The organism is Rhodanobacter caeni (assembly GCF_039523575.1).
GTDB classification, from domain to species: domain Bacteria; phylum Pseudomonadota; class Gammaproteobacteria; order Xanthomonadales; family Rhodanobacteraceae; genus Rhodanobacter; species Rhodanobacter caeni.
Genome location: NZ_BAAAFO010000003.1, coordinates 23,145 through 48,661, shown reverse-complemented (window position 1 = coordinate 48,661; position 25,517 = coordinate 23,145). Strand labels below are relative to the sequence as shown.

The 25,517-nt window shown below is 66.5% G+C and carries 21 protein-coding genes and 1 tRNA gene; 18 read left to right on the top strand and 4 right to left on the bottom strand.

Annotation, left to right across the window (positions count from 1 at the left end; translation table 11 throughout):
- The first annotated feature begins 51 nt into the window (after nucleotides 1–51).
- From ABD017_RS08895 to ABD017_RS08855, 9 genes are all read left to right on the top strand, one after another.
- Entirely contained in the window at nucleotides 52–1,023 is a 972-nt protein-coding gene (locus tag ABD017_RS08895; RefSeq protein WP_343882326.1) for a biotin--[acetyl-CoA-carboxylase] ligase, read from the top strand.
- Entirely contained in the window at nucleotides 1,020–1,757 is a 738-nt protein-coding gene (locus tag ABD017_RS08890) for a type III pantothenate kinase (protein WP_343882324.1), read from the top strand. The genes ABD017_RS08895 and ABD017_RS08890 overlap by 4 nt, the downstream gene beginning before the upstream one ends.
- A gap of 38 nt (nucleotides 1,758–1,795) precedes the next feature.
- Nucleotides 1,796–2,491 (top strand): SPOR domain-containing protein, encoded by a 696-nt coding sequence (locus tag ABD017_RS08885; protein ID WP_343882322.1) that lies wholly within the window; start codon nucleotides 1,796–1,798, stop codon nucleotides 2,489–2,491.
- Between the two features lie 51 nt (nucleotides 2,492–2,542).
- A tRNA-Thr gene (locus tag ABD017_RS08880) sits at nucleotides 2,543–2,618 on the top strand.
- A gap of 105 nt (nucleotides 2,619–2,723) precedes the next feature.
- Nucleotides 2,724–3,641, top strand: a complete 918-nt coding sequence (gene rocF, locus ABD017_RS08875; protein WP_343882320.1) for an arginase — start codon at nucleotides 2,724–2,726, stop codon at nucleotides 3,639–3,641.
- 40 nt (nucleotides 3,642–3,681) lie between these two features.
- Nucleotides 3,682–5,043 (top strand): tryptophan--tRNA ligase, encoded by a 1,362-nt coding sequence (locus ABD017_RS08870; RefSeq protein ID WP_343882318.1) that lies wholly within the window; start codon nucleotides 3,682–3,684, stop codon nucleotides 5,041–5,043.
- A gap of 32 nt (nucleotides 5,044–5,075) precedes the next feature.
- Nucleotides 5,076–5,399: a hypothetical protein gene (locus tag ABD017_RS08865; protein ID WP_343882316.1), complete on the top strand. Its 324-nt coding sequence runs from the start codon at nucleotides 5,076–5,078 to the stop codon at nucleotides 5,397–5,399.
- 162 nt (nucleotides 5,400–5,561) lie between these two features.
- A complete protein-coding gene (locus tag ABD017_RS08860; protein WP_343882314.1) occupies nucleotides 5,562–7,793 on the top strand; it encodes a DUF5916 domain-containing protein in 2,232 nt (743 codons plus the stop codon).
- A gap of 238 nt (nucleotides 7,794–8,031) precedes the next feature.
- Complete coding sequence (locus ABD017_RS08855) at nucleotides 8,032–8,682, top strand: DUF6348 family protein (RefSeq protein ID WP_343882312.1); 651 nt, start codon at nucleotides 8,032–8,034, stop codon at nucleotides 8,680–8,682.
- On the opposite strand, the gene ABD017_RS08850 is transcribed toward ABD017_RS08855, so the two are convergent.
- The 4 genes from ABD017_RS08850 to pdhA form a co-directional block, all read right to left on the bottom strand.
- Entirely contained in the window at nucleotides 8,676–10,802 is a 2,127-nt protein-coding gene (locus ABD017_RS08850; protein WP_343882310.1) for a putative bifunctional diguanylate cyclase/phosphodiesterase, read from the bottom strand. The two genes, ABD017_RS08855 and ABD017_RS08850, sit on opposite strands and share 7 nt — an antisense overlap.
- A gap of 191 nt (nucleotides 10,803–10,993) precedes the next feature.
- Nucleotides 10,994–12,418 (bottom strand): dihydrolipoamide acetyltransferase family protein, encoded by a 1,425-nt coding sequence (locus ABD017_RS08845; RefSeq protein ID WP_343882308.1) that lies wholly within the window; start codon nucleotides 12,416–12,418, stop codon nucleotides 10,994–10,996.
- A 118-nt stretch (nucleotides 12,419–12,536) separates the two neighbouring features.
- Nucleotides 12,537–13,517 (bottom strand): alpha-ketoacid dehydrogenase subunit beta, encoded by a 981-nt coding sequence (locus ABD017_RS08840; protein ID WP_343882306.1) that lies wholly within the window; start codon nucleotides 13,515–13,517, stop codon nucleotides 12,537–12,539.
- 1 nt (nucleotide 13,518) lies between these two features.
- Entirely contained in the window at nucleotides 13,519–14,604 is a 1,086-nt protein-coding gene (gene pdhA, locus ABD017_RS08835) for a pyruvate dehydrogenase (acetyl-transferring) E1 component subunit alpha (protein ID WP_343882304.1), read from the bottom strand.
- A gap of 322 nt (nucleotides 14,605–14,926) precedes the next feature.
- Here pdhA and ABD017_RS08830 point away from each other — a divergent pair, with 322 nt between their 5' ends.
- The 9 genes from ABD017_RS08830 to ABD017_RS08790 all read left to right on the top strand — a co-directional run bounded on the left by ABD017_RS08830 (nucleotide 14,927) and on the right by ABD017_RS08790 (nucleotide 25,517).
- Entirely contained in the window at nucleotides 14,927–15,775 is an 849-nt protein-coding gene (locus tag ABD017_RS08830; RefSeq protein ID WP_343882302.1) for a tryptophan 2,3-dioxygenase, read from the top strand.
- A gap of 530 nt (nucleotides 15,776–16,305) precedes the next feature.
- On the top strand, nucleotides 16,306–17,703 hold the full coding sequence (locus tag ABD017_RS08825) for a TIGR03013 family XrtA/PEP-CTERM system glycosyltransferase (RefSeq protein WP_343882300.1): 1,398 nt from the start codon (nucleotides 16,306–16,308) through the stop codon (nucleotides 17,701–17,703).
- 17 nt (nucleotides 17,704–17,720) lie between these two features.
- Complete coding sequence (locus ABD017_RS08820; RefSeq protein ID WP_343882298.1) at nucleotides 17,721–18,344, top strand: XrtA/PEP-CTERM system exopolysaccharide export protein; 624 nt, start codon at nucleotides 17,721–17,723, stop codon at nucleotides 18,342–18,344.
- Between the two features lie 47 nt (nucleotides 18,345–18,391).
- Entirely contained in the window at nucleotides 18,392–19,978 is a 1,587-nt protein-coding gene (locus ABD017_RS08815; RefSeq protein ID WP_343882296.1) for an XrtA system polysaccharide chain length determinant, read from the top strand.
- Entirely contained in the window at nucleotides 19,975–20,916 is a 942-nt protein-coding gene (locus tag ABD017_RS08810; RefSeq protein ID WP_343882294.1) for a P-loop NTPase family protein, read from the top strand. The genes ABD017_RS08815 and ABD017_RS08810 overlap by 4 nt, the downstream gene beginning before the upstream one ends.
- A 1-nt stretch (nucleotide 20,917) precedes the next feature.
- Nucleotides 20,918–22,471 carry a TIGR03016 family PEP-CTERM system-associated outer membrane protein gene (locus tag ABD017_RS08805; protein WP_343882292.1) on the top strand — a complete coding sequence of 518 codons (1,554 nt, stop codon included), beginning with the start codon at nucleotides 20,918–20,920 and terminating at the stop codon, nucleotides 22,469–22,471.
- A 67-nt stretch (nucleotides 22,472–22,538) separates the two neighbouring features.
- Nucleotides 22,539–23,537 (top strand): AAA family ATPase, encoded by a 999-nt coding sequence (locus ABD017_RS08800; RefSeq protein ID WP_343882290.1) that lies wholly within the window; start codon nucleotides 22,539–22,541, stop codon nucleotides 23,535–23,537.
- Nucleotides 23,534–24,442 (top strand): XrtA system polysaccharide deacetylase, encoded by a 909-nt coding sequence (locus ABD017_RS08795; protein ID WP_343882288.1) that lies wholly within the window; start codon nucleotides 23,534–23,536, stop codon nucleotides 24,440–24,442. The genes ABD017_RS08800 and ABD017_RS08795 overlap by 4 nt, the downstream gene beginning before the upstream one ends.
- Before the next feature lie 13 nt (nucleotides 24,443–24,455).
- Entirely contained in the window at nucleotides 24,456–25,517 is a 1,062-nt protein-coding gene (locus ABD017_RS08790) for a FemAB family XrtA/PEP-CTERM system-associated protein (protein WP_343882286.1), read from the top strand.

Genomic DNA, 25,517 nt, shown 5'->3' with positions numbered 1-25,517 from the left:
CGTTCCGCGCCGACTCCACCGCCGCCGCGCCGCCACCGGCGGCGGTCGCTGATGGCGGTCGAGGCATTGCTGCCGCTGCTGGCCAGCGGGGAAACGGTGTCGGGCGTGGAACTGGCGGCACGCCTGGGCCTGACCCGTGCGGCCATCTGGAAGCAGATCGAGACGCTGCGCGCGCTCGGCCTGCCGGTGGCGTCGGGCGGCGCCGGCTACAGGCTGCCCTGGCCGCTGCAGTTGCTGGAGCCGGCGCGGATTCGCGCCGCCCTGGATGCCGCTCACGTCACTGCCCTGGGCGGGCTCGAGGTGCACTGGCAGCTCGATTCCACCTCCAGCGAGTTGCAGCGCCGCGGCGCCAGCGCCGCCGACCTCAGCATGGTGCTGGCCGAGACCCAGAGCGCGGGGCGCGGCCGTCGCGGGCGCCCGTGGCTGTCGCCGCCAGGGCTCAACATCCATCTGTCCTGCCTGAAGCGTTTCGATGCCGGTTTCGCCGCCCTGACCGGTCTTTCCCTGGCCATCGGCGTGATGGTGCTGCGTGCGCTGGAGCACCTGGGCATCGCGGGCGCCGGCCTGAAATGGCCCAACGACGTGCTTGCCGCCGAGGGCAAGCTGGCCGGCGTGCTGGTGGAACTGAGCGGTGAATACCAGGGGCCGTGCGCGGCGGTGATCGGGGTGGGCCTCAACGTGCGTCTGACGCCGCAACTGCGCGAGCAGGCGGGGCAGCCGGTGGGCGATCTGGCGACCCTGGCCGGTGGCGTGGCCCCGGATCGCAATCGCGTGGCCGCCGCGCTGGTCGGCGCCCTGATCGACGGCCTGCGGACATTCGAGCGCGACGGCTTCGCCGCCTTCGCCGCGGATTACGCCCGCTACGACCTTTTGCGCGGACAGCCGCTCACCGTCAGCGGTGCGCAGGGGGAATTCGACGGCATCGGCGACGGCGTGGACAGCCGCGGCGCCCTGCGGGTGCGCCTGCCGGACGGCGGGCGGCGCACGGTCGACAGCGCCGACGTCTCGGTGCGTCGCGCATGAAACTGCTGCTGGATCTGGGCAATACCCGCCTGAAGTGGGCGTTGACCTCGGATCGCTGGCTGGCGCACGGCGCGGTGGGCTGGAACGAGAACCTCGACGCGGCGTTGGCCGAGGCACTGGCGCCGTGGCCGCGTCCCGAGCTCGTGCTGGCGGCCTCGGTGGTGGACACCGACCGCGAAGCCCTGGTCGCCGCGATCGTCACGCAGTTGTGCGCGCGGTCGGTCGACTGGCGACGCTCGCCGGTCGCCGCCTGCGGCGTGCGCAACGCGTATGCCGAGCCGCAGCGCCTGGGCGTGGACCGGTTCCTGGCGATGGTCGCGGCGCTTGCGCATGGTGGCGGGCCACACGTGCTGGTCGGCGTGGGGACGGCCTTGACCCTCGATGCGCTGGCGACCGACGGTCGTCATTTGGGCGGCCTGATCGCACCCGGACCGATGCTGATGCAGCAATCCCTGCTCAACGCGACCGCGCAGGTGCGGATGGACGGTGCGGGGAGCATCCAGGAGCGCGCCGACAACACCACCGATGCGGTCGTGTCCGGTTGCTGGCTGGCGGCGGTGGCGCTGATCGAGCGCTTCGTGGCACAGGCGGCCGATGAACTCGGCGCGCATCCCACGCTGTGTCTCAGCGGCGGCGACGCCGCGCAATTGGCCCCCCTGCTGTCGCTGCCGGCGCACGTCACCCACAATGCGGTATTGCGTGGTCTGGCGTTGTGGGCCGAGTCAGGCGAGTAGCATCCGGTGGATGCGTTCGGCACGGGTACGGGGGCTCGATGTTTCTGCGGTTGATGTTTGTCCTGCTGATCGCGCTCAACATTGCGGTGGGCGCGTGGCTGTTGCTGGGGCAGCCCTATTCGCGCGCCGGCATGGCGACCGATCCGGGCGTGCCCGCATTGCGCCTGCTGTCCGAACTGCCCGAGCCGGCCGCGTCGGCCGCGCCCGGTCCATTGCCGGCGCCGCCGCCCGCTTCCGTCGCCAAGCCGGTGGCCGCGGCGAAAGTCGAAACCCCGGCACCGGCGCCATCCTGCGTGGCGCTGGGCCCGTTCACCACGCCGGAAGACCTGCGCCGGGCACGCGAGGCCCTGTCGGGCCAGGCCCGGCGCATGCGCTCGCGGCAGGAGCAGGTCAACCAGTCGCATGGCTGGTGGGTCTACCTGCCCGCCATGGCCACCCGCGCCCAGGCGCTGGCGCGGGCGCGCGAGCTGGCCGAGCATCACATCGACGACTATTTCGTGGTCAGCTCCGGCGAGCAGCCCAATACCATCTCGCTGGGCCTGTTCAAGGATCAGGGCAATGCGCGCAAGCGCCGTGCCGAAGTGATCGCCGCCGGTTTCCCGGCCCAGGTGACCGAGCGCGTCGAAACCGTGCCCGAGTACTGGCTCGACCTGGTCGTGCCCGGCGACGCGGGCACCCGCTGGCGCAGCCGCGTGCCCCGCGGCGTGGAGCCCCGCCGCATTTCCTGCTTCTGAACCCCTGCATGGCCCGGAATACCCCTGCCTGCTAGAATCCGCCGCCAGTGCGCCGGCATAGCTCAGTTGGTAGAGCAACTGATTTGTAATCAGTAGGTCGCGGGTTCGACTCCTGCTGCCGGCACCATGTTCACAGCGCGTCTTGCCGATCGCGGCAGGCGCTCCGTCACCAAACCATGCAGGCCGAGCCGCTAGACTGGCTCCTTGATCCCGTCATCAAGAGACCGCTGGCATGAGCTGCAAGAACCTCTCCCTGATCGGTGTGCCGACCGACATCGGCGCCGGGCATCGTGGTGCGTCGATGGGTCCGGAGGCGCTGCGGGTGGCACAGATCGCGGAGAAGTTGGCGAAGCTGGGATTGCAGGTGGCCGATCGCGGCAACCTGCAGGGGCCGTTCAATCCGTGGCTGCCGCCGGTGGATGGCTACCGCCACCTGGCCGAAGTGGTCGCGTGGAATATGGTCGTCCATACGGCTATTCACGATGAGCTGGCGCAGGGTCGGTTGCCGATCATGCTGGGCGGCGATCATTGCCTGGGCATCGGCTCGATCAGCGCCGTGGCGCGCCATTGCCGCGAGCAGGGCAAGTCGTTGCGGGTGCTGTGGCTCGATGCGCACACCGACTTCAACACCGCCCAGGCGACGCCGTCGGGCAATATCCACGGCATGCCGGTCGCCTGTTTGTGCGGCTACGGTCCGGACGTGCTTACCGGCATTGGCGGCACCACGCCCGCGGTGACGCCCGACGTGTTTCGCCAGATCGGCATCCGCTCGGTCGACGAGGGCGAGAAGAAGCTGGTGCGCGAGGCACGCGTGGCTATCCACGACATGCGCCAGATCGACGAGATCGGCATGCGCCGGGTGATGGAGCAGGCGCTGGAGGGCATCAATGCAGACACCCACCTGCACGTGAGCTTCGACGTCGATTTCCTCGACCCCAGCATCGCTCCCGGCGTGGGCACCACTGTGCGCGGCGGCCCCAATTACCGCGAGGCGCAGTTGTGCATGGAAATGATTGCCGACACCGGCGCGCTGGCGTCGCTGGACATCGTCGAGTTGAATCCCGCCTACGACAAGCGCAACCAGACGGCGAAAGTGGCGGTGGATCTGGTGGAGTCGATGTTCGGCAAATCCACCCTGCTGCGCGATTGAGGGTATGTCGTAAACTGGCGTTTTAGCTGCGCAGCACGGCATGAACACACGAGTCCTCACCGGCATCACCACCACCGGCACCCCGCACCTGGGCAACTATGTGGGGGCGATCCGCCCGGCCATCGCGGCCAGCCGCGAGCCGGGCGTGGATGCGTTTTTCTTCATGGCCGACTACCACGCGCTGATCAAGAGCGGCGACGCGGCGCGCATCGAGCGCTCGCGGCTGGAGATCGCCGCGACCTGGCTGGCGGCGGGGCTGGACCCGGAAAAGGCCACGTTTTACCGCCAGTCGGACATCCCCGAGATCCCCGAGCTCACCTGGTTTCTGACCTGCATCACCAGCAAGGGCATGCTCAACCGCGCGCATGCGTACAAGGCGGCGGTGGATCGCAATGCGGAAAGCGGCGAGGACGCCGACGCGGGCATCACCGCCGGGCTGTACATGTACCCGGTATTGATGGCGGCCGACATCCTGGCGTTCGACGCCAACCAGGTGCCGGTGGGGCGCGACCAGATCCAGCACATCGAGATGGCGCGCGACATCGCGCAGCGTTTCAATCATCTGCACGGCGGCGAGTTCTTCGTATTGCCGCAGGTGCAGATCGATGAGCAGGTGGCCACGTTGCCCGGCCTGGACGGCCGCAAGATGTCCAAGAGCTACGACAACACCATTCCGCTGTTCGCCGGCGGCAGGAAGGCGCTGCGCGACACGATCATGCGCATCGTCACCGACTCGCGCGCACCGGGCGAGCCGAAGGATGCGGACGGCAGCGCCTTGTTCACCCTGTTCCGCGCGTTCGCCAGCGAGACCGAAACGGCCGCTTACCGCCAGGCGCTGGAACAAGGCCTGGGCTGGGGCGAGGCCAAGCAGATCCTGTACGAGCGCATCGAGGCCGACGTGGCGCCGATGCGCGAGCGCTACGAGGCGCTGATGGCCGACCCGGCCGGGATCGAGGCGATCCTGCTGCGCGGCGCGGCCAAGGCGCGCGCCATCGCCACACCCAAGCTTGCCGCATTGCGCCAGGCCCTGGGCTTGCGCTCGGGTGCGGTATCGGCCCCATCGGGTGCGGTGAAGAAAGTGGCCGGGGCAGGCAAGGCGCCGCGCTTCGCCAGCTTCCGCGATGCCGATGGCAAGTTCCGCTTTCGCCTGTTCTCGGCCGAGGGCGAGCAGTTGCTGCTGTCGATCGCGTTCGACGATCCGAAGGCGGCTGGCGCCATGCAGAAACGTATCGGCAGCCTGGGTGCCACCGGCGCCGTGCTGCGGATGAAGGAGCGGGGCATGACGCTGGACGTGGATGGCGAGGCGGTGGCCGAAACCCCCGATTACGCCGACGAACCGGCCCGCGACGACGCGCTGCGGCGCTTGCGCGAGGCGCTTGGAGAACTTGCCGCCAAGGCATGACATGCCGCGTTGCGCGGTGGAGTATCTGATCGATGCGTTATCTGGCTTTGATGCTGCTTGCACCTCCCTTGCTGATCCTGTGCTGGGGTTATTGGGCATATCCGAAAAGCCTGCCGCGATCGGTCGGCCGGCGCACGTTCGATGTGGCGGCCTTGCTGCTGGCGCTGCTCACCGCAGTGCAGTGCGCCCTGCTCGGGTTCGATCGCGTGGCGTTGCCTGAAGTCGACCAATTCGGCCGCGCCAGCGGCGCCATCTGGCAACAGGTGCTGCCCGCGTTGTACGGCTACGGCGCCTTCGCCGCCGTGCTGGCGCTGGCGATGGTGTGCCGCCACCTGTGCTGGGGCCGCCGTCGCTGATCCCTCCGCCGTGGCTGCTGGCGATGTCACGGCCGTCGTCGTTGCGCATGACTTGTGGCCGTCGAGACAGTCAAACGCTTTGGGCATGCTGGGCATCTACCGGTGGCTCTCCCGGTACCTCGCCGCCCAGCGCACACCCAACGTTTTTTCCGGAATCGCGACATGCGTCTTGCATGCCTGTTCACCCTTGTCCTTTGCGCCATGGCCGCTCCCGCCCTGGCCGTCGATATCGATGGGCGCATCGATGCGGCCGAATGGCAGGGCGCGAGGCACATCACCGATTTCCGCAAGGTGCAGCCGCTGACCGGTGAACCCGCCTCGTTGCGCACCGAAGCGTGGCTGCTGGCCACGCCCGAAGGCCTGGCGGTGGCGTTCCGCTGCGACCAGCCGCCGGGCGTGCCGCGCACGCCGCAGCGCGTGCAGCGCGACTTCGAGGACCAGGTGGACCGGGTCAACCTGATGGTCGACTTCGACGGCACCGGCCGCACCGGCTACAACTTCGTGGTCAGCTCCACCGGCGGCATCAACGACGCCGTCATCACCAACGAGAGCAACTTCAGCAAGGACTGGGACAGCACCTGGCAGCACGCCGTCAGCGAGGACGCCGCGGGCTGGACGGTGGAGATGCTGATTCCGTGGTACATCGCGCCGATGCATGCCAGTCGCGACGGCAAGCGCACGCTGGGCATCTATCTCGATCGCGTCACCGGCTCCAGCGGCGAGCGCGACGCCTGGCCGGCGGCCAGCTTCAAGCGGCCGCGCTTCCTGTCCGAGTTCGAGCGCGTGGAGGTGCCGGCGTACAGCCAGTCGCTGCTGGCGGTGACGCCGTACGTGTCCGGCCTGTACGACAACGTGCGCGGTCGCCGCCACTTCCAGGAAGGCGCCGACATCCTGTGGAAGCCCAGCGGGCAGTTCCAGCTCACCGCGGCGTTGAACCCGGATTTCGGCCAGGTGGAAAGCGACGACCTGGTGGTGAATTTTGGCGCCACCGAAACCTACGTCAGCGACAAGCGGCCGTTCTTCACCGAGAACCAGGGCATCTTCGATTTCAGCCTGCTGGACGACAATAGCCAGCTGATCTACACCCGCCGCGTGGGCGCACTGGCCGACGATGGCCACGGCGCGGCCGACATCAACGCGGCCATCAAGCTCAACGGCAGCGTGGGCGGCACCAGCTACGGCGTGATCGCGGCGGACGAGGATGGCGAGGCCGGCCGCTTCTTCGGCGCCGCGCGCGTCACCCACGATTTCGGCGTGCAGAGCCTGGGCGCCATGCTGACCCGCGTCGATCGTCCCTGGCTGGACCGGCATGCCACCGTGGTCGGTGTCGACCATCACTGGCAACCCACGGCAAAGCTCACCGTGGCCACCAACGCGGTGGCCAGCGACATCCTGCAGCACGGCACGCATACCCGCGGCAGCGGCGGCACCGTGCTGGCCGACTACGAGATGGCCGACGGCTGGCGCCAGCAATGGCTGGGCATGCATTTCGGCGACCGGCTTGAGGTCAACGACTTCGGCTACCTGGAGCGCAACAACTTCAATTACGCCCACTGGGAACTGCGCAAGCGCAACACCAGCCTGTCGCCGGATTCGGCGTACAGCTCACACGACTGGCATTTTCGGATCGACGCGCTGGACAACGACCATGGCTTGCGCCTGCGCCGCCAGCTGCGCGTCAGCCGCTCCAGCAACCTGCGCAACGGCGCCAACGAAGATGTGCAGCTGAACCTCAACAGCGCCGCCTGGGACGACTTGCTGACGCGCGGGCATGGCGCGGTGTTCCTGCCGCCGTCGCTGGCGCTGGCCTACGACCGCAGCAGCCCGCGCCACGGCGACTGGGCGTTCGAGCTGGATGCGGAAATGTACAGCGGCGGGCTCAGCGGCAACCGCCGCCTCGGCTACGACGTCAAGTTCATCCCCACCTATTTCATCAGCGACGCGTTCAGCATCTATGCCGGGCCGTATTACGAGCACACGCCGGACTGGCTGGTGTGGCAGCGCGACAACCTGATCGGCAGCTTCGACCAGCACACGCTGCAGCTCAACGCGGGTTTCGACTGGAGCATCGACGATCGCCAGGAGCTGCGCCTGAAACTGCAGGCGATCGGCCTGGATGCGCGGCTGCGCGATGCGTATCGGGTGGGTGGCGACGGTCGCGCCGTGGCCAGCGCGGACGACGTCGACGATTTCAGCGTGCGCAACCTGGGCTTGCAGATCCGCTATCGCTACGAACTGGCGCCGCTGTCCTACCTGTACGCGGTCTACGGTCGCGGCGGTTACGCGCTGGACGAGGATTACCCGTACCGCACCGGCGGCGTGTTCGGCAACACGTTCTCGCTGCGCGACGACGAGCAACTGCTGGTGAAGCTGAGTTATCGCTTCGATATCTGATGCCCTCGCGGCCGGCGCGGCCACGCATGATGGCGCGTCGGCACGGCTGCGCTACGCTCGGGACGAACGGCTGGGGCAAGGCCCAGCCTCCTTGGGGAAGCTCTGATTTTGCTCGTCATCCCAGCGAAAGCTGGGATCCAGCGACTCCAAGTTATTATGTGTAAAGACACTGGATTCCTGCTTTTGCAGGAATGACGAGCAAAAAGCGGGTTGATCAGACCTTCCTTAGGAAGCGACGATGGAAAGTGTGGCGCTGCAAAAATACCTGTTGCGGTTGTTCGGGCAGCACGGCGTGGAGCTGGAGCCGGACGAGGACGGCTGGCTGGTCACCGACGGCGATTTCCCGGCCATCCGAGCCGAGTGGCATGAAGGCGCGGCGGGCGAACCCGGTCGGCTGGACGTGGACGTGGTGCCAGGCGAGGAGCGTCGCATCGAGGCGAGTTTTGCCGGGTTCGGCAGCGGCGACAGCGGCTGCCGCGACGCGCTGCACGCGTTCGAGAACGAGGCGCTGCACGTGCTGCTGGCCGCCTGCTGGTACGTCACCGACGACCGCCGCCTGCAGATCGCCGCCTGGGAGATCGGCGTGCGCACGTGGGACGTGTTCATCGGCCCGTTCGGCTTGCGCGGCGTGGACATCACCGACCTGGACGCGCTGGACCAGGTGCCGGCCGCGCTGGAAACGGCGCTGCGCAACGAGGCGCTGAAACCCGAGCTGCACTGGATGCGGCTGGTGTATCGCCATGCGGCTGATGGCGAAGTGCGCTGCGAGGCATCGCTCGACAACGAGCCATGGCCCGCGGGCACGCGGGCGCTTGCCGGCATCGCCTGGCCGCCGCATGGCGATTACCGTGTGCGCGGTCTTGTCGTGCTGGACGTGCGCGATTACTGATTACGGGATTCGGGAGAGCAATCCAGCAATCCGGCGGAGGCCAGCGCTTGCGCCGACATCGGCTTTGCGAAATAAAAGCCCTGCAGTTCGTCGCAGCCCATGTCGACCAGGATGGCGCGTTGCTCGGGCGTCTCCACGCCTTCGGCCACCACGCGCAATCCCAGCGCATGCGCCAGTTGCACCACGGCCGACACCACGGCGCGCGCGTCGGCGCTGTCGGCCAGGTCGCGCACAAAACCGTGATCGATCTTCAGCTGCTGTACGCGCAGCTTGCGCAGATAGGCCAGGCTGGAATAGCCGGTGCCGAAATCGTCGATGGACAGCTCCACACCCAGTTCGCCCAGCTGCTGCAGCGTGCGCTCGGTCGCTTCGGTGTCTTCCATCGCCACCGTCTCGGTGATCTCGCAGATCAGCTGCCGCGCCGCCACGCCATGCCGCTGCAGCGCCTGGCGCAGGCGCTCGATCAGATCGGGCAGGCGCAGCTGGTGCGCGGAGAGGTTGATGGCCACGCACAAGGTGATGCCCTCGCGCGCCCAGGCGGCGAGCTGGCGGCAGGCCTGCTCGATCACCCAGTCGCCGATGGCGATGATCAGCCCGAAACGCTCCGCGATCGGTATGAATACGCCAGGGCTCACCGCGCCCAGCTGCGGGTGCGTCCAGCGCAGCAGCGCCTCCAGCCCCAGCGTGCGGCCGCTCTGGCTGTCGATTTTCGGCTGATAGTGCAGCGCCAGCTCGCCGCGCTCGGCGGCGCCGCGCAGGGCCTGCTGCAACTCCATCTGCCGGCGTGCATCGACATGCATCTGCGGTTCGAACACCGTATAGGTGGAACCGCCCGCGCGCTTGGCCGCATACATGGCCGCGTCGGCGCTGGTCATCAGCACGTCGCGATGGCCGTGGTCGGGGTACACCACCACGCCGATCGAGCACGACAGCGTGACCTGTCGCGAGCTCAGCTGGTAGGGCTGCGCCAACGCCTGCAGCACTCGGGCGGCCGTGGCCCTGGCGTCGGGGACACCGCCGATGTCTTCGGCCAGCAGCACGAATTCGTCGCCGCCCACGCGCGCCGGCATGTCGTTGTTGCGCGAAATGGCACGCAGGCGCGCGGCAACCTGGCACAAAACCGCATCGCCTTCGCCATGGCCGTAGCTGTCGTTGATCGGCTTGAAACCGTCCAGGTCGATGAACAGCACCGCCAACCGCGCAGGGTCCGGCGATTTCCGGTCGGCGCGGTCCAGTGCGCGGGCCAGTCGCTCTTCGAACAGCGCGCGATTGGCCAGGTCGGTCAGCGGATCCATGAAGGCCAGTCGCTGCAGCTCGGCGTTGGCGTCCTGCAATTGCGCGTTCACCGACTGCAGCGAGCTGGCCAGGCGCGAGGCCTTGGCGTGCAGGCGCGCGTCGAGCAGGGAGGTGAACAAGGTCAGCGAAAGCAGGATCACCGAGGCCAGCACCACCATGGTGTCCAGGCTGCGCCCGGCCAGGCCGTCCACGCTGAGGCAGATCGCATCGGCGGGAAAATGCGCCGCTGCCATCCCGGTGTAGTGCATGCCGCCGATCGCCAGTCCCATCACCAGCGCGGCCACCACCTGCGCGCCACGGGCGCGCAGGCCATGCAGCTTTCGCATGCCGAAAAAGATCAGCAGCGCGCTGGCCGAGGCGACGCAGGCGATCGCGATCGACAGCGCCACCAGCCAGGGTTGCCAGATCACCGGCAGCGACAGCTGCAACGCCGCCATGCCGATGTAGTGCATCGCGCAGATGCCACCGCCCATCGCCAGCGACCCGGCGGTCAGCGAGGCCGGGCGCAGGGTATCGCGCGCGGCCAGGCGCAGCGCCACGATCGACACGACCACCGCCGCAATCCACGACAGCAAGGTCGTCAGCGGGTCGTAGCCGACTTCGATCGGCAAATGCATCGCCAGCATGCCCACGAAGTGCATCGACCAGATGCCCGAGCCCAGCACCAGCGCGCCACCTACCGTCCACAGGATGCTGGAACGGGAATCCGTGTTGCGCACGCGCCGCGCCAGGTCGAGCGCGACGTATGACGCATAGGCCGCCACCAGCATCGACAACGCCACCACGCCCAGGTCGTAGTGCTGATTCATGAAAGCGGTGGGCATGCTGGGCTGGGTGCTCGTCGGGACAGCGGGGATGCGTGGCTGTCCGTGCGGCACGCGGGGCGGGAAAAACCCCTATCGGCCGGCGCTGGTTTGACTTGAGCATCGTCGCCCGCGGTGGCCCACGGTGGCGCGGGTGAAAACGGAACGCCCCGGCATGGCCGGGGCGTTCTCAAGGGGTGGACCGGTCGGCCTCAGTTCGGCAAGGCCAGGTCGTCCAGCAAGGCCTTGAGGAACCGCGCGGCTTCGCCGCCGGTGGCGGCGCGGTGGTCGAAGGTGAGGCTGATCGGCAGGCGGCGGTGCACCTCGATGCCGCCGATCACCGCCACTACGTCATGGCTGAGCTTGCCGGCGCCCACGATGGCGACAGTGGGCGGCACCACCACGGGGGTGGCGTAGCGGCCGGCAAACATGCCGAAGTTGCTGAGGCTGATGGTGTAGCCCGAGAGCTCCGACGGCGGGATCGAGCGATCCTCCACCTGCGCGCGCAGGCGCTTGATCGCGGCGCGCACGCCGGCCGCGTCCAGCACGTCCGCATTGCGCAGCGCGGGCACGAACAGGCCGTCGTCGGTATCCACCGCGATGCCGATGTCCACCTGCGGGTGCAGGGTGCGGCTGAGGTTCTTGCCGTCGAACCAGGCATTGAGCGCCGGAACCTCCTTGCAGGCGGCCACGATGGCGCGGATCAGCCGCGCGGTGATGTCCTGCTTGCCGATCCAGGCATGCAGGTCGGCGTCGTCCACCAGGGTGGTGGGCACGACCTGGGCGTGGGCCTCGGCCATTACGCGGGCCATGTTGCGGCGTACGCCCTTCAGTTGCTCGGGCTGGCCGCTGGCCTGCTGCGAGGGCGACGCGGTGCGCACGGGCTTGCCGGCGAGCGAGACGGCGGTTCTCCCCTCTCCCGCTTGCGGGAGAGAGCGGCGCGCAGCGCCGGGAGAGGGTTCGGGCGAAGCGGCCTGCCTTGTTGCGGCCGTACCGTCTCCCCCGGCCCCTCTCCCGCTCGCGGGAGAGGGGAGCGGAGCCGAGCCGTTGGCGGCCGCTTCCTTCACATCCTTCAGCGTGACCACGCCATCGGCGCCACTGGGCTGCACGCGGCCGAGGTCGACCTTCAGCTTTTTCGCCAGCGCCCGCACGGCCGGCACGGCCTTCACGCCGCCCACCGAGGCGGCCTGCTCCACGTGCACGCTGTTGCCGCTGACCATGGCGCCGACCACGGTGCCCTCATCCTCGCGGTCCACGCCTTTCACCGCAACTTCGCCGCCTTCGTCGGAGGCCACCACTTTGCGGCGGTCATCCGGCGCGGGACTGCCCACGCTCTTGCGCGGGCCGTGGTGATGGCCGGTGGATTCGGCCTCGGCGCGCTGCTTGGCGTTCGGATCGGGCTCGAACTCGGCCAGTGCGGCACCGGTCTCGATCACGTCGCCGGGGGCGCCGTGCAATTTGGTGACCTTGCCGGTGTACGGCGAGGGCACGTCCACGATCGCCTTGGCGGTTTCCATCGAACACAGCGGCGCATCCAGCTTGATGCTGTCGCCCACTTTCACGTGCCACTCGACCACGGTGGCATCGGGCAGGCCTTCGCCGAGGTCGGGCAGGTAGAACGTCTTGAGATCAGCCATTTGATTTCATCCGGGAATGGGGAATCGGGAATGGGGAATCGGAACAGCTAGGGTAGGGAGCGCGCGCTTTGGCTGTAACCATTCCCCATTCCCCATTCCCGATTCCCGGCGGCAAGCGTCAGCTTGCCGCCAATGTACGCTTCACCGCCGCAACGATGCGTTCCACGCTGGGCATGTATTTCATTTCCAGGCGGAACAGCGGGATGTGGGTGTCGAAGCCGGTGACGCGCTCGACCGGGGCCAGCAGGTCGTAGAAGCATTCCTCGGCCAGGCGGGCGGCGATCTCGGCGCCGAAGCCGGCGGTTTTCGGCGCTTCGTGCACGATCACGCAGCGGCCGGTCTTCTGCACCGATTCGGCAATGGTGTCGAAATCCAGCGGGGTCAGCGTGGCCACGTCGATCACCTCGGCGCTGATCCCTTCGGCGGCCAGTTCGTCGGCGGTTTCCAGGCATTCCTTCACCTGCGAGCCCCAGGTCACCAGGGTGACGTCGGTGCCGTCGCGCAGCACGAAACACACGTCCAGCGGCAAGGCCTCGCCGTCGTCGGGCACCTCCTCCTTGTACTGGCGGTAGATGCGCTTGGGCTCGAAGAAGATCACCGGATCGGGATCGCGGATCGCCGCCAGCAGCAGGCCGTAGGCGCGCGCGGGCGAGGAGGGCAGCACCACGCGCAGGCCCGGTACGTTGGTGAACAGGTGCTCGTTGGCCTCGGAGTGATGCTCCGGCGCGCGGATGCCGCCGCCCCATGGCGCGCGGAATACCGCCGGCACCGTGATGCGGCCGCGGGTGCGGCTGCGCATGCGCGCGGCGTGGCAGGCGATGTGTTCCATCATCGGATAGATGAAGCCCTCGAACTGCGCCTCGGCCACCGCCTTCATGCCCTGGGCGGCCAGGCCGACGGTGACGCCGGCGATGGTGGCCTCGTCCAGCGGCGTGTCCAGCACGCGCAGTTCGCCGAATTTTTGCTGCAGGCCCTGGGTGGCGCGGAACACGCCGCCGTTGACGCCCACGTCCTCGCCCAGCACCACCACGCTGTCGTCGTGCGCCATCTCGTAGGCCAGCGCCTGGGTCACCGCTTCAACCAGTGTGATCTGCGCCATGTCAGTGCCCCTTCTGTTCGAGCGAGAGGGCGTAGTCGCGCTGCCTGGCCAGGTCGGCCGGCACCTCGGCGAAGATGTAGTCGAACATCGCCGTCACCGGCTGGGTCCGGGTTTCCAGATACGCATTCACTTCGTTGTCCATCCACTCATCGCATTCGGCTTTCCAGGCTTCTTCCTTCGCGTCGTCCCACACGCCTTTGGCGGTCAGCCAGTTGCGCAGGCGTTTCATCGGATCCTTGGTCCAGGCTTCCTTCACCTCGTCCTCGCCGCGGTAGCGGCGGGCGTCGTCGGCGGTGGTGTGGTCGCCGAGGCGATAGGTGACCAGCTCGACCACGCTGGCGCCTTCGCCGTTGCGGGCGCGATCGAGCGCATCGCCCATCGCCTTGCGCACGGCGATGATGTCGTTGCCGTCGACCTGGATGCAGTCGAGGCCGGCGGCGATGCCTTTCTGCGCCAGCGTCCCGGCGCCGGACTGGATCCGCCGCGGCACCGAGATCGCCCACTGGTTGTTCACGATCACCGCCACCAGCGGCAGGTTCTGCGCGCCGGCGATGTTGATGGCACCGTAGAAATCGCCCTTGGACGAACCGCCATCACCCACCGTGCACACCGCCACGCGCGGCTCCTTGCGGATCTTGAACGCCAGCGCGGAGCCGGCCGCGTGCAGGCACTGGGTGGCGATCGGCACGCTCCACGCGAAGTCGTGACGGGCCGGTTCCTTCTGGTAGTCATTGCCGCGCTCGTCGCCGCCCCAGTACATGTAGACCTCGCGCGGCTGCACGCCCCGGTACAGCTGCGCGCCGTATTCCCGATAGCTCAGGGTCAGCACGTCTTCCGGCTTCATCGCGCTGCCGACACCGACATGCGCCGCTTCATGGCCAAGGCAACTGGCGTAGGTGCCCAGCTTGCCGGTGCGCTGCAGCGCCACCGACTTGGCGTCGAACACGCGGGTGGACAGCATGGTCTTGTACAGCCCGACCATGTGCTCCAGGTCGTTGGCGAAGGCGGGCAGGTCGTCCCGGATCTGGTTGCCCTCGGCATCAAGGTATTGCAGGTATTCAATTTCGAACTTGGCGGCGATGGTCACGACTCGCTCCGGGTGGGGAATCTGGGGAAACAGGGGCGGTGAATGGCGCCGCGGATGGGCACAGATCGTCACGGCGCACAAAACCGACCCGACAAGACCGCGCTTGATAACAGGCCGATTCGTGGGGCGGCAAGGTACAGCGCAACATCGGTCACCCCGTGAAAACCGTGCAAGTCTCTGTTGTGCGGGCGTTTTCTGGCGCTTCCTCAGGGCGCGGAACGGACATTGTAATTGCCCGCCCGCATCGATACGTCTGCCATAGGTCAAGACCGCACCGGCGGCCAGCCGTTACCATGGCCGCTTTGTGGCGCACGGAACCGGCATGAGCGACAACCAGCGCGAGCTTGAGGCGGACATCCAGACCGATCTGCAGGGGCGGATGACGTACGGCGGCTACCTACACATCGACACGCTGTTGTCGGCGCAGCGGCCGTTGAGCGACCCGCCCTACCACGACGAGATGCTGTTCATCGTGCAGCATCACGTGGCCGAGCTGTGGATGAAGCTGATGATCCACGAGATGAAGGCAGCGGTGGAGCATCTGCGCCACGACCAGATCGATGCCTGCCTCAAGGTGCTGGCCCGCGTGAAGCAGATCCAGCGCCAGCTGTTCGAGCAGTGGGCCGTGCTCGAAACGCTGACCCCGTCGGAGTACCTGGAGTTTCGCCACGCGCTGGGGCCGTCATCGGGTTTCCAGTCGCTGCAGTACCGGCAGATCGAATTCCTGCTGGGCAACAAGCAGCCGGCGATGCTGGCCGTGTTCGCGCACGATCCCGCGGCACAGGCCGCGCTGCGCGAAATCCTGGAGGCGCCCAGCCTGTACGACGAATTCCTGCGCTACCTGTCGCGCCGCGGCCACGCCGTGCCGGCGGAACTGCTGCAGCGCGACTGGAGCCAGCCGTACCAGCGCAACGAAGCACTGTTGCCGGCGATCAAGCGCATCTACGAAAACCGCACCGATTTCTGGCCTGAATACCACATGTGCGAGCAACTGGTGGACATGGAAGAAAGCTTCCAGCTGTGGCGCTTCCGCCATATGAAGACAGTGGAACGCATCATCGGCCACCGCCGTGGCACCGGCGGTTCGTCCGGCGTGGGTTTCCTGAAGAAGGCGCTGGATCTGGAGTTCTTCCCCGAGCTGCTGGACGTGCGCACGATCCTGGGAAGTTGACGAGGCTCCGCTGATCCCCGAGGTGCGGCTCCGCCGCCGGGGTATTCCACCGCGCCACCATCACGATCCGCGTGAGCGGATCAGACCCAGGCGCACAGAGTTGGCGCTTGGGTTGCGCATGGTCACGACTGACCACCCCGTCAATATGTGACGCCTACAGTCACAAGCTGCCGAATTCGCCCGGCGACGCGCGGCGCAAAGCGCAGGGGCCGCCTTGCGCACGATCACTTTCCTGGCTGGTCTTCACGTCGGCATCGCAGTCCATCTGTACCGTGGCGCGACGGCCGCGCGGTGCGTCGTGCGACGTTCAAGGTGTGTCGCAGGAACGCGCGTGGGGAGCCGGGGGATGATCCGTCGATGCATGCACGTGAAGGGATTGTGGAGACGGTCGTTTCCACGCCGGCACGGCTCGTGCTTTGCACGTAACGCTTTGGATATATATGAACCCGGTCACACTTCGTGATATCGTGGCCGTTCACTTGCGGTGGGGTGGGCTGGCGGAAGGATCACGTCAGCAAGGGAGGTGTAACATGAATCGACTGTTCCGACAAGGAGCGGTGCGCTGGCAGCTGCTGCTTGTTCTGGTTGAATTCCTGCTGTTGGTGAGCTGCATCTACACTGCCGCAATGATGCGTTTCGGGGGGCCTGGCCACCAGGCCCCGTACGAGGAAGTGCTGCCGTGGCGGGGGCCGCTGGTGGCGCTGGTGCTGATTCTCGCGATGGCTTCGCTCGGCCTGTACCAGGTTCACCTGCGGGCCGGCTGGCTGGGGCGGTTGAGCCGGCAGGGCGTTGCGTTCGTGCTTGGCGGGGTCACGCTGACGGTGCTCTATTACGCGGTGCCTCCCGCCTATCTTGGCCGCGGAGTGCTGGGTATCGCGCTGCTGCTGGGCTATCTCTGCGTCGCCTTGTGGCGGGTGCTGTTTCTCGGGTTCGTTGATGCCGACCTGTTCAAGCGGCGTGTGCTCGTACTCGGGGCAGGTGACCGCGTGGCGGAAATGATCCGCATGATGCGGCGCAAGTCGGACCAGCGCGGGTTCAAGATCCTCGGTTGCGTGCCCATCGGTGCCGACCCGATCTCCGTCCCGGCACCGATGGTGGCGCATCCCGATGAAGCCCTGTACGAGTGGGCCATCGAGCAGGGCGTGGACGAGATCGTCGTGGGCCCGGACGACCGCCGCGGTACCCTGCCGGTCGCCGCGCTCCTCGAATGCAAGCGGCGCGGCATCGCTGTCACCGAGCTTGCCGAGTTCTTCGAACGCGAGGCCGGCAAGATCAAGATGGATCTCACCAGCCCGTCGTGGCTGGTGTTCTCCGACGGCTTCAACATATCCACCACGCGCCGGGTGACCAAGCGCAGCTTCGACGTGGCCGTGGCGTTGTGCGTGCTGCTCCTGACGTGGCCGCTGATGCTGCTGACGATGCTCGCGATCCGGCTGGAATCGGGTCCCGGCGCGCCGATCATCTACCGCCAGGAGCGCGTCGGCGAGAACGGCAGGCTGTTCCAGGTGCTGAAGTTCCGCAGCATGCGCACCGATGCCGAGCGCGATGGCGTGGCGCGCTGGGCCAGCAAGCACGACACGCGCGTGACGCGGGTGGGCCGGTTCATCCGCAAGGTGCGCCTGGACGAACTTCCGCAGTTGTGGAACGTGCTTCGTGGCGACATGAGCATCATCGGCCCGCGCCCCGAGCGGCCCCAGTTCGTGGACGACTTCAACATACGCATCGGCTACTACTGGCTGCGCCACTGCGTGAAGCCCGGGCTGACCGGGTGGGCGCAGTTGCGCTACAACTACGGCTCCTCGCTGGAGGACGCCGAGGAAAAGCTGAAGTTCGACCTGTTCTATGTGAAAAACCAGAATCTGGTGTTCGATCTGACCATTCTCGTCCAGACGGTGGAAGTGGTGTTGTTCGGACGCGGCGCCCGTTGAATTGAGGAGAAGAGCAAGTGAAACCGCTATCGCGAGGATTCGTTTTCTGGTCGATGGTCATGGCCGTCTCGGCACTGGTGGCTGGCTGCAGCACCGCGCCGGTGGCGAGCGACGTGAGCACCGCGCCAGCGCCGGTCGAGCGCTACATCATCGGCGCCGGTGACTCGCTGGAAATCTTCGTGCGCGACAATCCCACGCTCACCACCACCGTGCCGGTGCGTCCCGACGGCCGCATCTCGATCCCGCTGGTGTCCTCGATGGTGGCGGCGGGCAAGACGCCTGAACAGCTGGCGGACGACCTCGAGAAGGATCTCGCCCACTACATCCGCGACCCGCTGGTGACCGTGATCGTCAAGAGTTTCGTCGGCGCCTACAGCCAGCAGGTGCGCGTGGTCGGGCAGGCGGCCACGCCCAAGTCGGTTCCCTACCGCAGCGGCATGAGCGTTCTTGACGTGATGATCGAGGTGGGTGGCCTGACCAAGTTCGCCGCCGGCAACAACGCCAAGATCATCCGCCATGCCGCCGACGGTTCGGAGCAGAGCATTCCCGTGCGCCTTGGTGCGCTGATGGATGGCGATATCAAGGACAACGTGATCATGCGGCCGGGCGACATCCTGATCATTCCCCAGTCCCTGTTCTAGGCAGCGGCGTTACACGACCACGGCCGGCGCCTTCGGGAAGACAAGTGATGCAGACCGACTCATTCGATTTACAAGAGCTGTTCCAGTACGTGCTGCGCGAGGCGCGCGCCGCCTGGCGTTATCGCTGGCGCGCGCTGATCCTGGCGTGGTGCGTGATGGTGGCCGGTGCGTTGCTGGTTTTCAGCCTGCCGAACAAGTACGAGAGCAGCGCGCAGGTCTATGCGGACACCGATGCCCTGACCAACCCGCTGTTGCGCGGTGTCGCGATGCAGCCGGATGTGCGTGCGCGGTTGCAGGTGGTCACCCATACCTTGCTCTCGCGTCCGAATCTGGAGACCGTGGCGGACAAGACCGGCTTGTCCGTGCGCGCGTCGACACCGGCCGAAAGGGACGAGCTGCTGCTCAAGCTTGGCAATACCGTGCGGATCAAGGACGCCGGTACCACCAACCTGTACAACATCACGTACAGCGACCACGACCGCGAGATGTCGCAGAAGGTCGTGCAGGCGTTCGTGCAGATACTGATGAACGATACGGTCGGCGCCAATACCGCCGCCACCGCGACGGCGCAGAAATTCCTTGAACAGCAGGTTCAGGACTACGGCAAGCGCCTGAGCGAGGCCGAGACCAAGCTGGCGGATTTCCAGAAGGCCAACCTGGGCTACATCCCCAGCCAGGGCGGCAGTACCTATTTCACGCGATTGCAGGCTGCCGAGACGCAGTTGCAGAACCTGCAGGCGCAATACGACACGGCCGCAGCCGGCCGCGCCACGACACAGCAACAGATGCGCGCGATGGCCATGGGCTCCGCTTCCGCGGGCATCGATCCGCGCACGCAGGAGATCGACAGCCAGATCGCCACGTACCAGCAGAAACTCAGCACGCTGTTGCTCAGCTATACGGAGGCATACCCCGACGTCGCGGCGACGCGCCGGATGATCGCGCAGCTCAAGGCGCAGCGCGCCGAGCTCAAAAAGAACGCCGGTGGCGAATCGATGATGGGGGTGGTCTCGGACAACCCGGTGTACCAGGAAATGCAGAAATCCATGTACACCACCCAGGTCAACCTGCAGACGCTGGCCACCCAGATCGCGCTGCAGAAGCAACAGATCGCCGAACTGAAGGGTGCCGCCGACAAGATCACCGACGTGCAGGCGACGTTGCAGCAACTGACGCGCAATTACGACGTCACCAAGAAGCAATACGATCAACTGCTCGAGCGCCTGAACACCGCCCAGTTGTCGCAGGACGCCACGCAAAGCGGCAACAACCTGAAGTTCCGCGTGATCAGCCCGCCGCTGGTGCCGCTGCTGCCGTCGGGCCCGCATCGCGGGTTGCTGCTGGTGCTGGTGTTCGGTTTTGCGGTGGCCGTGGGCCTGGGCTTCGCCTACCTGCTGCACAAGGTGACGCCGGTCTTCGTGACCCCGGCCGACCTGCAGGATTTTGGCGACTACCCCGTTCTCGGTTCGCTGGGCCTCATCGTGAGCCCCTCGCGGCGCCGCGAGCGCCGTCGCGAGGCGATCGGGTTTCTTGCCGGGGCCAGCATGTTGCCGATGATCCTGCTGCTGGCGTTTGCCTTTGACGGCAACCTTGCCCGCCTGGTGCAGCACTTCTTCGTGATGGGTGTCGCATGAGCATCGTCGAGAAAGCCGCCGAGAAACTCAAGGCCCTGCCGCCCGAAGCGCAGGCGCCCAAGCTGGCCGCGCACGAGGAATCGGAAACCCATCCCGCCGCGGCTGTACCGGCATCGACGCGCGCCGCGTCCACCGTCGAGCGTTTGCAGGAGCGCGCGCGCACGACAGAGCAGTCGGTCGAAGTCGTGCCACCGTGGCATATCGATCGGGTGGCGCTGAAGCGAATGGGTCTTGTTCCCGCCGATGCCGCGGCCGAGCGGCGCCTGGCGGACGAATTGCGCGGGGTCAAGCGGCCGCTGCTTGCCAATGCCACCGACAAGGGCGCGGCCCCGATCGCCCATGCCAAACGCATCATGGTAACCAGCGCGGAACCTTCCGAGGGCAAGACCTTCACCGCCGTGAACCTCGCCCTGAGCCTGGCGCGCGAAGCGGATTTCGAAGTGCTGCTGGTGGATGGCGACATACCCAAGTCCGACATTACCCGCGTGTTCGGGCTCGGCGGACAGCCAGGCTTGATGGATGTATTGGCCGACGAAAAGCTCGCACCGAGTGACGTCGTCATACAGACCGATGTACCGAACCTGCTGGTGGTGCCCGCGGGGCAGCAAAACCCGCTGGCCGCGGAACTGTTCCGCAGCCGCCGCATGGAGCACGTGTTCGAGGAATTTGGCGGGCGCCATCGGCGCCGCCTGCTGGTGTTCGACTCCTCGCCCTTGCTTGCCACACCCGAGTCGCAGGTATTGGCATCCCACATGGGCCAGGTGGTCATGGTGGTGGCGGCCGGCCGTACCGGCAGGCAGGCGGTCGCGAGCGCGCTGGAAAAGGTCAGCGACCTGCCCTACGTCGGCCTGGTCCTCAACAAGAGCTCCCTTCCCGCTGCGATGGGCTATTACGGCAGCCAGAGCCATTATCTGAAGGCACTCAAGGGAGGCGCCTGAGATGCGCGCGCGGGTGACCTCCGCCGTGCTGTCCTCGCTGGTGCTGGGCGGCTGGCTGACCACGGCGACAGCGCAGAACATTGGCATCGATGTGCCCAGTGAATCGGATGTCGTCCCCGACCAGCAGGCGGCCGAAACCGAAGAGTTGCCGGTAGGCACCATTCCGCAGCCGAGTCCGGCCCGGCCCGGCATGGTCGCGGGCGTCACGCTGGGCGAGCTGTATACCGACAACCTGACGCTGGCCGCCGACGGCCAGGCGAAGCAGTCCAGCTGGATCACCCAGGTGCAGCCGTTCTTCCGCGGCGCGCGAAGCGGCCCGCGTTTCTCGGGCGTGCTCGATTACGAGTTGACGGGATACGTATACGCCGGCCGCTCGCGTTCCAACCAGGTGGCGCAGGATCTCGATGCCCGCGGAACGTTCGCGCTCGTCCCGCAGCATCTGTTCGTCGACGGCACGGCGTCGTATGGACGCGAGGTCATCAACAACGAGTTGTCGTCGGGTTCCGGCACGTTTTTTCTGGACAACAACCGCGCCAACGTGGCCACCGGTTCGGTCAGCCCCTACTGGATACAGGATTTCGGCAAGGGCGGGCTGCTGCTGCTGCGCTACACCTGGGGCAAGGTCATGTACGACGACCACGGCATCTCCGGACAGAGCCCGGGCGTGTTGAACGGCATCACCGACAGCACCAGCCATGGTGTCCAGTTCAGCCTGGTCAGCCCGGACTACCAGACCTGGGGCTGGAACGTCGGCTATTCCGACCAACGCATCGAGCCCAACGTGGGCCCCGGCATCGACTATGCCGTGGCCAAGCTGGGCACCTCGTGGCAGGTCAGCAGCAACGTGAAATTGCTGGCCGAGGGCGGCAAGGAAAGTCGCTACCTGCCCGAGGGCGGGTCGAAAAAGCTCGGCGCCACGTTCTGGAATGCCGGCTTCGAATGGTCGAACGCCCGAACCCACCTGAAAATGCTCGCCGGCCACCGGTTCTATGGGCGCAGCTACGAATTGTCCTGGTCGCGCACCGCAGCGCTGCTGACGACGTCCGTGAGCTACGTCGAGCAACCCACCGATCTCAACCAGCAACTGCTGGGGAGAAATCCAGGGCAGGACATTTCCGCACCGATCACCGTGCCCGGCGTCGATATCGGGTCACTGCGAAACCGCCAGGTCTACCTGATGAAGCGGGCCACGGCTTCGGCGCTCTACACGATGCCGTCGAGCAGCCTGCGACTGGCCGTGTACGACGAGCGGCGCACCTATCTCACGCAGGACAATCGTCAGGAAAAGGTCGCCGATGCGCAGCTTTCCTGGCAGGTCGACGTCGGGGCGTTCACCACGTTGACGCCCATGTTCGGGTGGCAGCGGCGTCAATTTCAGAGCGGCCAGACAAGCTACAATCATTATTCGCAACTGGCACTCGTGCATCAGCTGAATCCGAAGGATTTCGCCAGCTTGCGGTTGCGCAGAGACTCTCGAAACGTCTATTCCGAAGTGCCGGGCGCACATGGCTATCAGGCGAACGTGGTCTTCGTGCAGTGGACCCACCTGTTCTGAGACCCGTATGTATCAGGCGTTCTACAAGCTCCACAACAAACCGTTCCAGTTGACCCCGGACCCAGCCATGCTGTTTCCGAGCAAGGGTCACAAGCGGGCGATGTCGTACCTGCTCTACGGGTTGGAGCAGGGCGAAGGCTTCGTGATGATCACCGGTGCCGTGGGCACCGGAAAGACGCTGCTGATCCAGAAGCTGTTCGAGGAGCTGGCCCATCGCAACATCGCCATGGCGGGCATCGCCTCGGCCAACCTCGATGGCGAGGACATCCTGCCGGCGGTGGCGTCGGCATTCCAGCTGCCCTACGAGGGCCGCGGCAAGGAAGCGCTGCTGCAGGACGTGAAACGTCACCTGATCAGCCTGCGCGAGCGCCATTCGCATGCCTTGCTGGTGGTGGACGAGGCGCAGACGCTGACCTCGGCGGCGCTGGAGATGCTGCGCATCCTGTCCAACCTCGAGGTCGGCGGGCGCGCGCTGTTGCAGGTCTTCCTGATCGGCCAGGCCGAACTGCAACGCACCATCGTCGACAACCGCATGGAGCAGTTGCGCCAGCGCATCATCGCCTCGCACAAGCTCGAACCGATGGGCGCCGACGAATGCCGCGAATACATTCTGCATCGCCTGCGCGCCGTGGGCTGGGACAACGATCCCGAACTGGCGCCCGAGGTATTCGCGCGCGTCCACCAGGCCGGCCGCGGCATCCCGCGCAAGGTCAATCTCATCATGGACCGGCTGCTGCTGCACGGCTATCTGGAAGAACTGCACCATCTGGACCAGGCGGCGATCAAGGTCGTGCTGGACGAGATTCGCGAAGAGATGGCCGACGTGCCACAGACGCTTGAAGCGCCGATGGCAGCTCCGCGGCGGGAGGCGCCGCAACCGGAGCGGCAGGCCGAGCTCGTGGAGCTGGACCTCAGGCAACGCAACAACATCATGTTGCAGTTGATCCATGAAAACATCCAGCTCAGGAAGTCGATGAGCGCCATGCCGGTGCCGGCGGCGGGCGCCGATGAGCCGCCGACGGCCGGCAAGGCGCGGCAATGGCGTTTCCGGAGGAAGGGCAAGTGAACGCCGTGGCGCAACCGGCCGCGATCGTCAATGCCATGACGGTGGACGTGGAGGATTATTTCCAGGTCTCCGCATTCGAGCAGTGCATCCGTCGCGAAGATTGGCCGCAATGGCCCGTGCGCGTGGAGAACAACACCCGACGCGTGCTCGAGCTGTTCGCGCACAAGGGCGTGCATGCCACCTTTTTCGTGCTGGGCTGGGTGGCCGAGCGCTTCCCCGCGCTGGTGCGCGACATCAGCGCCGCCGGTCACGAGGTGGCCAGCCATGGCTATGGCCACGAGCGCGTGACCACGCTGAGCCGCGAGGAATTCCGTCACAGCATTGTCCATTCCAAGCAACTGCTCGAAGACCTGACCGGCACCGCGGTGCTCGGTTACCGGGCGCCCAGCTATTCGATCGGGCCTGGCACGCTGTGGGCGCACGACGCGTTGCGCGAGGCCGGCTACCGCTACAGCTCCAGCATCGTGCCGCTGCATCACGACTTGTACGGGATGCCGACCGCGCCCCGCTTCGCGTTTGTCAGCGAAGCATCCGGCATGCTGGAAATTCCGGTGACCACGGCGCGACGCTGGGGCCGCAACTGGCCCTGCGGCGGCGGCGGCTATTTCCGACTGCTGCCCTATGCGCTGTTCAAGCGCGGGTTGCATCGGGTCAATCGCCACGAGCAGTCGCCGGGCGTGTTCTATTTCCATCCCTGGGAGATCGACCCGGGCCAGCCGCGCGTGCCCGGCGTGTCGCGCAAGAACCGGGTGCGCCACTATTTGAACCTGACGCGCACGGTGCCCCGGCTTGAGCAGTTGATGCGCGATTTCCGTTTCGATCGCATGGATCGCGTGTTTCTTGCCGACGGGCAGGGCGACTATCCCGTGGTGGCGCTGCAGCCCGGCGAACAGCGCGCGAACTGAGGGGACACAGGACATGCTGGATCACACGGACGAAAATCGTCCTGACGACACTTGCGCCATCAAACGGCTGCAACGCAACGATGCGCAGCGATGGGATGCCTTCGTCGAGACCGCGCCCGACGCCACGTTTTTCCATCGCGCCGCGTGGCGCGACATCATCGAGCAGGAGCTCGGTCATCGCTGCCATTACCTGTACGCCGAGCGCAACGGCACGATTACCGGCGTGCTGCCGCTTGCCGAAGTGCGCAGCCGGTTGTTCGGCCATTCGCTGATCTCCACGCCGCTTTGCGTGTACGGCGGTGTCGTGGCAGGCGATGCGGAAAGTGAGGCGCAGCTCACCCGGGCCGCCGCCGCGCTGGCGAACGAGTTGCGCGTCGGCTACCTGGAATTGCGCGACCGTGAATTGCGCCATGCAGACTGGCCGGTCAAGGATCTCTACGTCAGCTTCCGCAAGCCGATCGACCCGGACCACGAAAAAAACCTGAAGGCGATCCCGCGCAAGCAGCGCGCCATGGTTCGCAAGGGCATCTCGCTGGGTCTTGAAGCGACGCACGGCGGCACGGTCGATGACTTCTACCGCATCTATGCCGAGAGCGTGCGCAATCTCGGCACGCCGGTGCTGTCACGCAAGTATTACCAGCGCCTGCAGCAGACCTTTGGCGAGGCTTGCGAAATCACCGTCGTCAGTCACCAGGGCCAGCCCGTGGCCGCGGTGATGAGCTTTTATTTCCGCGACGAGGTGCATCCCTATTACGGTGGCAGCGTGGCGCGCGGACGCGAGCTGGCCGCCAACGATTTCATGTACTGGTCGGTGATGCAGCGCGCCGTGGACCGCGGCGCACGCCTGTTCGACTTCGGCCGCAGCAAGCGCGATACCGGCTCCTACCATTTCAAGAAGCACTGGGGTTTCGAGCCGCAACCGTTGCCCTACGCCTACCACCTGGTGCGCGCCACCGACGTGCCCAACCTCAGCCCCACCAACAGCAAGTACCGCTTGTTCATCAAGGCCTGGCAGCGCCTGCCGCTGCCGGTCAGTTGCGCGTTGGGCCCGTGGCTGGCCAAGGACCTGGGCTAG